The organism is Thioalkalivibrio versutus (genome assembly GCF_001999325.1).
Classification (GTDB): domain Bacteria; phylum Pseudomonadota; class Gammaproteobacteria; order Ectothiorhodospirales; family Ectothiorhodospiraceae; genus Thioalkalivibrio; species Thioalkalivibrio versutus.
Genome location: NZ_MVAR01000007.1, coordinates 143,331 through 152,900, shown reverse-complemented (window position 1 = coordinate 152,900; position 9,570 = coordinate 143,331). Strand labels below are relative to the sequence as shown.

9 protein-coding genes are annotated in these 9,570 nt (G+C 66.7%); 3 read left to right on the top strand and 6 right to left on the bottom strand.

All coding sequences use genetic code 11. The features are described from left to right. Positions 1-19: 19 nt before the first annotated feature. Genes B0684_RS03355 through B0684_RS03345 form a run of 3 tightly spaced genes read right to left on the bottom strand, consistent with a single transcriptional unit; the run spans position 20 to position 3,420 of the window. The gene (locus B0684_RS03355; RefSeq protein WP_018168931.1) at positions 20-1,138 is read right to left on the bottom strand and encodes a PilT/PilU family type 4a pilus ATPase; all 1,119 of its coding nucleotides are present in this window, start codon (positions 1,136-1,138) and stop codon (positions 20-22) included. Between the two features lie 20 nt (positions 1,139-1,158). Further along, complete coding sequence (locus B0684_RS03350) at positions 1,159-2,331, bottom strand: PilT/PilU family type 4a pilus ATPase (RefSeq protein ID WP_018145115.1); 1,173 nt, start codon at positions 2,329-2,331, stop codon at positions 1,159-1,161. A 54-nt stretch (positions 2,332-2,385) separates the two neighbouring features. Next, the gene (locus B0684_RS03345; RefSeq protein WP_018145114.1) at positions 2,386-3,420 is read right to left on the bottom strand and encodes a type IV pilus twitching motility protein PilT; all 1,035 of its coding nucleotides are present in this window, start codon (positions 3,418-3,420) and stop codon (positions 2,386-2,388) included. Between the two features lie 140 nt (positions 3,421-3,560). On the opposite strand from B0684_RS03345, the gene B0684_RS03340 reads away from it, so the two are divergent. Together B0684_RS03340 and proC are read left to right on the top strand one after the other, a co-directional pair. Continuing rightward, on the top strand, positions 3,561-4,277 hold the full coding sequence (locus B0684_RS03340; RefSeq protein ID WP_018168930.1) for a YggS family pyridoxal phosphate-dependent enzyme: 717 nt from the start codon (positions 3,561-3,563) through the stop codon (positions 4,275-4,277). After that, positions 4,274-5,092 carry a pyrroline-5-carboxylate reductase gene (proC, locus tag B0684_RS03335; protein ID WP_018168929.1) on the top strand — a complete coding sequence of 273 codons (819 nt, stop codon included), beginning with the start codon at positions 4,274-4,276 and terminating at the stop codon, positions 5,090-5,092. Before B0684_RS03340 ends, proC begins: the two co-directional genes overlap by 4 nt. Positions 5,093-5,156: 64 nt before the next feature. Here the strand turns inward: proC and B0684_RS03330 are convergent, their stop codons facing one another. After that, positions 5,157-6,065 carry a fructosamine kinase family protein gene (locus tag B0684_RS03330; RefSeq protein WP_018168928.1) on the bottom strand — a complete coding sequence of 303 codons (909 nt, stop codon included), beginning with the start codon at positions 6,063-6,065 and terminating at the stop codon, positions 5,157-5,159. A gap of 68 nt (positions 6,066-6,133) precedes the next feature. Here B0684_RS03330 and B0684_RS03325 point away from each other — a divergent pair, with 68 nt between their 5' ends. Then, positions 6,134-6,517 carry a group III truncated hemoglobin gene (locus B0684_RS03325; RefSeq protein WP_018168927.1) on the top strand — a complete coding sequence of 128 codons (384 nt, stop codon included), beginning with the start codon at positions 6,134-6,136 and terminating at the stop codon, positions 6,515-6,517. Between the two features lie 328 nt (positions 6,518-6,845). Here the strand turns inward: B0684_RS03325 and B0684_RS03315 are convergent, their stop codons facing one another. Both B0684_RS03315 and B0684_RS03310 read right to left on the bottom strand, forming a co-directional pair. Then, positions 6,846-8,903 carry a transglycosylase SLT domain-containing protein gene (locus tag B0684_RS03315; protein ID WP_018168926.1) on the bottom strand — a complete coding sequence of 686 codons (2,058 nt, stop codon included), beginning with the start codon at positions 8,901-8,903 and terminating at the stop codon, positions 6,846-6,848. 121 nt (positions 8,904-9,024) lie between these two features. Beyond that, positions 9,025-9,567 (bottom strand): pseudouridine synthase, encoded by a 543-nt coding sequence (locus B0684_RS03310; protein WP_018168925.1) that lies wholly within the window; start codon positions 9,565-9,567, stop codon positions 9,025-9,027. Between the last annotated feature and the right edge of the window lie 3 nt (positions 9,568-9,570).

Sequence of the window (9,570 nt, the reverse complement as noted above, 5' to 3'; positions counted from 1 at the left end):
TGGAGAGACATAGAATCTCCTACCGGTCGGGGAGCTTCAGCTCTTCCTCGGTCTCGTCGGCGGAGGCCACCCCGCCCCCGAAGTTCAGGCGCCACTCGAGATCGGCGCGCGAATCCGCCTTGTTCAGGGCCTCGTCCAGCATGACGTCGCCGGTCTTGAACAGCTTGACGATCGCCTGATCGAAGGTCTGCATGCCCACGGAGCTCCCCTTGGCCATGATCTCCTTGATCTCGCTGATCTTCTCGTCGCGGATCAGCTCGGAGATGTAAGGCGTGTTGACCAGAATTTCCAGCGCGGCAACGCGTCGCCCGTCCTTGGTCTGCAGCAGGCGCTGGGCGACGATCGCACGCAGGTTCAGTGACAGGTCCGACAGGATCTGCGGGCGGTTGTCCTCGGGGAACAGGTTGATCACTCGATCCAGGGCCTGGGTGGCATTGGTCGCGTGCAGGGTGGTCAGGACCAGGTGCCCGGTATCGGCATAGGTCAGCGCCGCGCGCATGGTCTCGCGCGAGCGGACCTCGCCGACCATGATCACGTCCGGGGCCTCGCGCATGCCCTCCTGCAGGGCGTGATCGAAGCTGGGGGTATCGATGCCCACCTCGCGCTGGCCGACGATGGAGCGCTTGTGGCTGAACAGAAACTCGATCGGATCCTCGACCGTCAGGATATGCCCACTCTGGTTCGTGTTGCGGTGATCGATCATCGACGCCAGGGTGGTCGACTTCCCGGTGCCGGTGGCCCCGACAATCAGGATCAGCCCGTCGTTGTAGGCCACAAACTGCTTGAGCACCTCGGGCAGCCCGAGCTGCTCGATGGTCGGGATGGCGACCCGGATGAAGCGGATGACCATCGCGACCTCGCCGCGCTGGCGATAGACATTCACACGAAAGCGCCCCAGGCCCTCGCGCGACAGGCCGAAGTTGACGGCCGTCTCGCGGTCGAAGGTCTCCGCCTGATGTTCGCTCATCAGCTCCCGCGCAATGCTCTCGGCCTGACCGGGCGCCAGCGCCTTGCGCGAGATCGGCTGCAGCGCGCCGTCGACCTTGATACTGGCCGGCGCGCCGGTCAGAAAAAACAGGTCCGAGGCGGCCTTCTGGGCCATCAACTTCAGGTAGGGCTCGATCTGCAACTGGCTCATGTTTTCTGTTTCCCCAACGACTAGCGCAGGTTGAAGTCCTCGGCGCGCTCGTCCACGGACAGGCCTTCGCCCTCATCCGTTACGGCGGGGGCCCCGTCGTCCTGGGCTCGCTGGCTGTCGAGCTTGATGCGCAGGCGCAGGTCGTTCACCGAGTCGGCGTTGCGCAGGGCCTCGTCATAACTGATGTGGCGATGCTCGTAGAGGTCGAACAGGGCCTGGTCGAAGGTCTGCATGCCCTGCTCGCGGGACCGGGACATCAGCTCCTTGATCTCGTGCACCTGGCCCTTCAGGATCAGGTCGGCCATCAGCGGGGTGTTGATCAGGATCTCCACCGCCGGCACCCGGCCCTCGCCGCCTTCCTTGCGTACCAGGCGTTGCGAAATCACGGCCTTCAGGTTCAGCGACAGGTCCATCAGGAGCTGTTCGCGCCGGTCCTCGGGGAAGAAGTTAATGATGCGGTCCAGTGCCTGGTTGGTGCTGTTCGCGTGCAGCGTCGACAGGCACAGATGCCCAGTCTCCGCGAAGGCAACGCCGTAGTCCATGGTCTCGCGGTCGCGGATCTCGCCGATCAGGATCACGTCCGGCGCCTGGCGCAAGGTGTTCTTCAGCGCGATCTCGTAGCTCTCGGTGTCCACCCCGACTTCACGCTGAGTGATGATGCTCATCGCATGCTCGTGAACGAACTCGATGGGGTCCTCGATGGTGACGATGTGGTCGGCTGTCGTGCGGTTGCGATAGCCGATCATGGCCGCCAGCGAGGTCGACTTGCCCGAGCCGGTGCCGCCGACAAAGATCACCAGGCCACGACGCTCCTGGGTAATCTTCTCCAGCTGCGGCGGCATCTGGATGTCCTCGAACTTCGGGATCACGGAATTGATGGTTCGCAGCACCATGCCCGGGCTGCCACGCTGGGTGAAGACGTTTACGCGAAAACGCGACACGCCCTGCAAGCCAATCGCGAAGTTGCACTCCTGGTGGCGCTCGAACTCGGCCGACTGCTTGTCGTTCATCATCGAGCGAACCAGCGCCTGGGTATGCGAGGCCGTCAGGTTCTGTTCGGTCATCCGCACCACGCGGCCGTCGATCTTCGCCGCCGGCGGCATGCCCACCGTGATGAACAGATCCGACCCGTCCCGGTCCACCAGGGCCCGTAGCAGGTCGTGCATGTACTTGATCGCCTTGTCACGATCCATGGCATTCTCCCTTGGTACCCGGTCCGACGGTCAAGCGCATCGGCGGCGTGGTGGTCAGATGGAATCCGGGTTGCTGGCCTTGCGGCGGGCGTCCTCGCGGCTGATCACGCCCTGCGCGAGCATGTCCTTCAGGCACTGATCCAGCGTCTGCATGCCGGAGCCGGAACTGGTCTGGATGGTCGAGTACATCTGCGCGATCTTGTTTTCGCGGATGAGGTTCCGGATCGCCGGCGTGCCGAGCATGATCTCGTGCGCCGCGACGCGCCCGCCGCCAATCTTCTTCATCAGGGTCTGCGCGATGACCGCACGCAGCGACTCCGACAGCATGGCCCGCACCATATCCTTCTCGGCCGCCGGGAACACGTCGACGATGCGGTCGATCGTCTTGGCCGCCGAACTGGTGTGCAGGGTGCCGAACACCAGGTGGCCGGTTTCGGCCGCGGTCAGGGCCAGGCGAATGGTCTCGAGATCACGCAGTTCGCCGACCAGGATGGTGTCCGGGTCCTCGCGCAGGGCCGAGCGCAGGGCCTCGCTGAAGCCGTGGGTGTCGCGGTGTACCTCGCGCTGGTTGATCAGGGACTTCTTCGATTCGTGCACGAACTCGATCGGGTCCTCGATGGTGAGAATATGCCCGTAGTCGTTTTCGTTGCGGTGGTTGACCATGCCCGCCAGCGTGGTGGACTTGCCCGAACCGGTCGGGCCGGTCACCAGCACGATACCGCGCGGGTAGTCCGAGATCTCCTCGAAGATGCGCGGGGCACCCAACTCTTCCAGCGTCAGGACCTTGGAGGGGATGGTACGGAAGACCGCCGCTGCGCCTCGATCCTGGTTAAAGGCGTTGACACGAAAACGCGCCAGCCCCGAGATTTCGAACGAAAAGTCTGTCTCCAGGAACTCTTCGTAGTCCTTGCGCTGGCGGTCGTTCATGATGTCGTAGATCAGGCCCTGGACCTCCTTGTGGTCCATGACCGGCACGTTCACCCGGCGCATGTCGCCGTCGATACGTACCATCGGCGGCATGCCCGCGGAGATGTGCAGGTCCGAGGCCCCGTTCTTGACCGAAAAGGCCAGCAACTGCGTGATATCCATGCATCCCCCTGTTGTCGGGCGTAACGCCGACCCGCGCCAACGCCCTGGTGGCAGCCACGACCACCACCCCCTGTCGCTTATGAAGGCCCGCGCGAAAATCCGCGGTGACCTTGTGTTCTTCCGGACTATATCATAGGGAAATGACCACACCAGACCATGCCCTGAGCACCGTTCGAGCCCGTATCGAGGCCGCCTGCCGCGAGGCCGGACGCGACCCGGATTCGGTCCGTCTATTGGCCGTCAGCAAGACCCGCGGTGCGGACGAGATCCGTGCCCTGCATGCTCTGGGACAGTCCGCCTTCGGCGAGAATTACGCCCCGGAGCTGGTGGACAAGTACGACACCCTGGAGGCCGCACCCGCGCCGCTCGGCCTCGAGTGGCACTTCATCGGCGCGCTGCAAGGCAACAAGACCCGCGCGGTGGCCGAACGCGCCGCCTGGGTGCATACCGTCGACCGCGAGCGTATCGCCCGGCGCCTGTCGGATCAGCGTCCGGAGGGCATGCCGCCGCTGCAGGTATGCCTGCAGGTCAACATCAGCGAGGAACCGCAAAAGGCCGGCGTCGCACCCGGGGAGGTCGCCGCCCTGGCCGCCGCAGTGCAGGACCTGCCCGGCCTCGCGTTGCGCGGACTGATGGCCATTCCGGCCACCGCCGCCGACATCCCGCTACAGCGGGAACCCTTCGCGCGCCTGCGCGCCCTGCTCGATACCCTGAACGCAGGGGGCCATTCGCTGGATACACTGTCCATGGGGATGTCGGGCGATCTCGAGGCCGCCATTCTCGAGGGGGCAACCATCGTGCGCATCGGCACCGCCCTGTTCGGCCCGCGCCAACCCAAATGCAAGGAATCCACATGACGGAACACCGCTTCGAGGTCGGCTTCGTCGGGGCCGGCAACATGGGCGAGGCCCTGCTTCAGGGGCTGGTCCAGTCCGGCCATGCCGCCGAACGCATCGCCATCGCCGACAAGGGCGCCGAGCGCGTACGCGATCTGCAGGCGCGTTACCCGGGGCTCGCCAGTGGTAGCGCCACCGAACTGGCGGCCCAGAGCGCCACCCTGGTGCTTGCGGTGAAGCCACAGACCCTGCCGGAGCTCGCCCCGACGCTGCGCGATGCGGTGCAGCAGGGTCAACCTCTGGTGATCTCGGTAGCCGCGGGCACCACCACCACCCAGTTGGCCGGGTGGCTGGGCGACGCCACGCGCCTGGTCCGCGCGATGCCGAACACCCCGGCCCTGGTCGGCGCCGGGGTCACCGGACTCTACGCCGCCCCCACCGCAAGCCCCGAGGATCGCGCCACGGCCACCCGGCTGCTGGAGGCGGTGGGCCGCGCGATCTGGGTGGAGGACGAGGAGCAGATGCACGCCGTGACCGCCACCTCCGGCAGCGGACCGGCCTACGTGTTCCTGATGATCGAGGCGATGCAGGAGGCCGCGAAGTCACTGGGGCTGCCGGCGGATACCGCACTGGAACTGACCCTGGGCACCCTGGCCGGGGCCACCCGTCTGGCCGCAGAGGGCGACGAGAGCGCCGCGGAGCTGCGCCATCGCGTCACCTCCCCGGGCGGCACCACCGAACGCGCCCTGCAGGTCCTGGAGGACGGCGACCTGCGCGACCTGATGCGCCGCGCCATGACCGCAGCCGCCGAACGCTCGCGCGAACTCGGCCGCTGAAACCCTGAGTCACCACGAAACGCACGAAGGAGGGCCCGGTCAAGAGCGGTTGGTGGTGGGGCAATCAGCGCAGTTCTGCCAACAACTGGCGGATCATGCGCTCGGCCTGGGGGCCATAGCCGCCGCCGAACAGGTGGTCGTGGTTGAGGATGTGGTAGAGGTTGTAGAGTGTGCGCCGCACGCCATAGCCGGGGTCGATGGGCAGAATCTCCTCGTAGGCGGCGACGAAGTCCTGGCCCGGGTGACCGAACAGCTCCATCATCGCCAGGTCGGCCTCGCGGTCGCCGTAGTACACCGCCGGATCGAAGATCGTCACGCTGCCATCCGCCAGGAACCCCCAGTTGCCGCTCCACAGGTCGCCGTGCAGCAGGGAGGGTTCCGGCTGATAGTCGCTAAAGAAGCCGCCCAGCGAGGACTCCAGTTCCTCCAGCGCCCCCAGTAGCGATCCCGCCGCCCCACGCTCCCGCGCCAGCCGACGCTGGAAGCCCAGACGTTCATCACGATAGAACGCCGCCCAGTCGTCGTGCTCGGTATTCGGTTGCGGCGTACTGCCAATGAAATTGTCGTGATCCAGCCCGAAGCGCGGACGGGTCTTCTGGTGCATGTCGGCAATCCCGTGCCCCAGAGCCACCCCGTCGCGGGGGCCGCCCAGCGCCAGGTTCTCCAGCACCAGAAAGTGCGTGCCACCCGCCGATCCGGTGCCGACGACAGCGGGGATTTTCAGGCGTTCGCAGCGCGCGAGTTCTTCCAGGCCGCGCGCCTCGGCCGCGAACATCGCAGCGCCCTCGCCCCCACTCAGCTTGACGAAGAACGCCCGCCCGTCGCTTCCGGTGAAACGCTGCGCCTGATTGATGGAGCCCCCGGAACAGGCCTGGCTTCCTGTTGGCTCGAAGGGCATTCCGGTATGGTCGGCAATACACTGGGCCACCGCCGCCGTCACGGCATCGGGGCCCGTTGAATCGAATTGGTTCATCCTTGGCATCCGGGTTCCATGTCAGTGTGCAGGTTACCGGCTGTCGCAGGATCCGTCAGGAGACCCCCATGGCCTTTCGCAAGCTCGAACCTCTGTGCGACAAGATCGGCGCCGAGCGCATCCGCGCGGTGATCGACGACTTTTACCGCCGCCTGTCGGCCGACCCCCAGATCGGCCATCACTTCGCGCGCATCCAGGATTTTCCGGATCACGTGAAACGCATCGCCGATTTCTGGTACATGAACCTGGGCGGGCGCCTGGAAGAGCCGCCGACCATCGACATGGTCGGCAAGCACGCACCGCTGAACCTGACCGAGGCCGACCTGGCCGTCTGGATGCGCCACTTCAAGGCCACGACCGAGGAGCACCTGGAGCCACCTCTGGCGGCCGAATGGCAGCAATTGGCCGACGGCATCGCCAGTCGCATGCGCGAGGACATCATCCGCGGCTGACCCGCCTTTGTTGGACCACGAAACACACCAAGGCACGAAGAAGGGCCACGTCCAGGTCAAGCACCGTTCAGAGGAAGCCGGGAGCATTGTGGCGTGGCGACGGGCGAGCCCCGTGCCTGGAGCCTTTGCGGTCGCCGTTGGCGATGCCCTGCGGCGAGGGCCCGTGGCGGATGTCCGTCACCAAATCGGCTCCTGACAGGCCGTCGCGCCAGGGGTCGGCAGAGGCCTCAGGCCTCCGGGCGATCGAGCGCCTGCTGCTCTTCAAGCCTTCCGGTTGCAAACCGCCCTTGGCCTTCTTCGTGGCTTTGTGCGCTTCGCGGCGGGCAGACTAGCAGGCGTTGTCGGTATAACCCGGGGCGTCGCAGAAGGCACGGCTGAGGGTGATGCCCGCCTCGCCAGGCAGTGTGGCCAGGTGGCGTTCGCGGCTCGCGGCGAGGCCATCCTGCGGCGTGACCGGATACAGCAGGGTGGCCAGCGACGGCGGCTCCTGCCCCAGGCGGACCGCGTACAGGATGCGGTAGGCAAACACACGGCGGATGTAGTCGCGGGTCTCGGAGAACGGGATCAGTTCGGCCCAGATATCCGGATCCATCGCGCGGTCCTCCGGCAGCCAGGAACTCACGCGGTGGGCGCCGGCATTGTAGGCCGCGGAGGACAGCATGCTGTGGCCTCCGAAACGGTCGAGATTGCGCCGCAGGTAGTAGGTGCCAAGCCGGGCATTGGTCGCCGGGTCGAGGATGTCCCAGTCGGAGTTCACGCGCACACCCGCCGCCGAGGCGATCGACCGACCCGTCGCGGGCATGACCTGCATGATACCCAGCGCCCCGGCACCGGAACGGACGTCGTAGAGGAAGGCACTCTCCTGGCGTGCGATCGCCATGGCCCAGGCCGGGTCGATACCCTGTTCACGGGCGCCGGCCACGATCAGGTCATCAAAGGCGAGCGGGAAGCGCAGCTCGATGTCGTCCCAGTTGCGGGCGCGCGCCGCGGTGAAGATCGCGCGGTCGTGCCAGCCCCAGTCGGCGAAGGTGCGCGCCGCCGCCTCCAGCTCTGCAGTATCCATGTCGGCCACGGCGTGCGTCCATTCGCGGCGGGCCTCGGCGTTACGGTCCAGGCGGACCAGTTCGCGCATGCGCTGCATGCCGGCGTGCGTGCGCATGGCGGCACGCTGCCCGTCTTCCAGCACCAGGGGCTGATGCCCGATGCGATAGGGCTGCCCCAGGCGGTCGGCCGCCAGGAAGCCGTAGAAGTTGCGTTCGCGGGCCGCGCGCTCGTAGAAGCCGCGTGCGGCCTCCAGCGACTCGATCTGTTCCAGGGCACGGGCATACCAGTACTGCCACGCCGCCTCGTCGCGCACGTCGCGATCCATGGCGCGGATCGCGTCCATCACCACCTCCCAGTCGCGCTCGTACAATGCCGCGCGCACCTGCCACTGGCGCAACTGGGTGTCGAACACCTCGGGCTCCAGGGCCGCCATGAAGTCCAGCGCCTCGGGGCGATAGCGCAGCGCGAGGCGCAGGGCCAGGGCATGCTGCACGCGCCCGGCCGATTCGGAAGACAGTCCGAGATCACGCCCGTCCTTCTCCCAGCCTTCCAGGGCGGCATCCAGGTCCTGGCGGATCCAGCGGGTGAAGGCCCGCTCCATCAGCGCCTCGGCCGAGCGGTGAGCACCGGCGTCGAAGTCGGCCTCCACAACCCGTGCGGGCTGGCTGGCCAGATCCAGCCAGCGCTCCGCCCACGGGCGGTCATCGCGGTCAAGGTAGCGGCGCAAGTAACGAGCCAGACCCGTCTGTCCCGCCTCGACGGCCAGCACGAATCGATCCCAGGCGAGTTCACCGGTCAGCCCACCGGCATCGCGCCAGGCCTTCAGGGCCGGGTCGCAGGCCGAAGGGCGCGACTGCCCGTGCAGCCAGATGGACTCCACGTCCTCCAGGGCCGCATCGCGTTCTCCCGTCTCCAACAGCGCCTGGCGGCGATTGCAGTCCTGCTCGACGGACAGCGAACGGTCCGAATCGAGGAATTCGAGATACGCCCCCCACTGCTCTTCGCGCGCGAGATGCGTCAGATAGCTCCCGTGCAGCCGGGCTGCCAGCGGGGTGTCGTCATGCTCGCGTACAAAGCGGCGCACGGCATCCGGGTCGGCGCGATTGAGATTGCGCGCCAGATCGCGGTAATCCAGGTAAGGGGTCAGTGGGTAGCCGGTCAGGGTGCTGCGCGCGGCGCGGTAGGCCGTCATGTCGCCGCGGTTCAGGGCGCGCTCGGCGAGCAGGTACAGGCTGCGCTCGAAGACATAAAGGTCTTCTTCGCCAGCGGCCGCCGGCAGCGCCGCCGCCAGGACCAGCAACAGGCCGGCCAGCCCGGCGATTACGTTCCTGGATTGGAGCATGCCCCGCCCTCGTATCAATGGTTTCCTATCATCGGCCTGCACCGGGACGCTTGCAATGAGAATCCTCCGGTTTCGCGCGACGCGGGCGGCAGTTCCGGCATTCCGGGGTTTCAAGAGCCCCTTAACCCGTCTCCAGGGTGCGAAACTCGCCCCGCGCGAGACCATCGAGGGTCCAGGAGTCGACCCGGTAACGCACCAGGCGCAGGGTCGGGTGACCCACCGCCGCGGTCATTCGGCGAACCTGGCGGTTGCGCCCCTCGCGCAGGGTGAGCGCCAGCCAGCGGGTCGGGATATGGCGCCGAAAACGCACGGGTGGGTCGCGCTCCGGGATGTCCGGCGGGTCCATGCGTTCCACCTGCGCCGGGCGGGTCAGGCCATCCTTCAACTCGACACCCTCGCGCAGGGCATGCAACGCGGCATCGTCGGGTTCGCCCTCGACTTGAACCCAGTAGGTCTTGCTGGTCTTGTGCTGTGGCTGGGTCAGACGCGCGTTCAGACGCCCATCGTCGGTCAGGACCAGCAGGCCCTCGCTGTCACGGTCCAGACGACCGGCCGGATAGACCCCGGGGATCGCGATGTAGTCGGCCAGTGTCGGACGACCCTCGGGGTCGGTGAACTGGGGCAGGACACCCCAGGGCTTGTGGAACAATACGACCCGGGCCATAAC

What these genes read in the sequence shown, in the direction of transcription:
- B0684_RS03355 (WP_018168931.1), bottom strand. Translation starts at nt 1,138, where the DNA reads ATGAGCCAGTTGCAGATCGAGCCCTACCTGAAGTTGATGGCCCAGAAG.
- B0684_RS03350 (WP_018145115.1), bottom strand. Translation starts at nt 2,331, where the DNA reads ATGGATCGTGACAAGGCGATCAAGTACATGCACGACCTGCTACGGGCC.
- B0684_RS03345 (WP_018145114.1), bottom strand. Translation starts at nt 3,420, where the DNA reads ATGGATATCACGCAGTTGCTGGCCTTTTCGGTCAAGAACGGGGCCTCG.
- B0684_RS03340 (WP_018168930.1), top strand. Translation starts at nt 3,561, where the DNA reads ATGACCACACCAGACCATGCCCTGAGCACCGTTCGAGCCCGTATCGAG.
- proC (WP_018168929.1), top strand. Translation starts at nt 4,274, where the DNA reads ATGACGGAACACCGCTTCGAGGTCGGCTTCGTCGGGGCCGGCAACATG.
- B0684_RS03330 (WP_018168928.1), bottom strand. Translation starts at nt 6,065, where the DNA reads ATGAACCAATTCGATTCAACGGGCCCCGATGCCGTGACGGCGGCGGTG.
- B0684_RS03325 (WP_018168927.1), top strand. Translation starts at nt 6,134, where the DNA reads ATGGCCTTTCGCAAGCTCGAACCTCTGTGCGACAAGATCGGCGCCGAG.
- B0684_RS03315 (WP_018168926.1), bottom strand. Translation starts at nt 8,903, where the DNA reads ATGCTCCAATCCAGGAACGTAATCGCCGGGCTGGCCGGCCTGTTGCTG.
- B0684_RS03310 (WP_018168925.1), bottom strand. Translation starts at nt 9,567, where the DNA reads ATGGCCCGGGTCGTATTGTTCCACAAGCCCTGGGGTGTCCTGCCCCAG.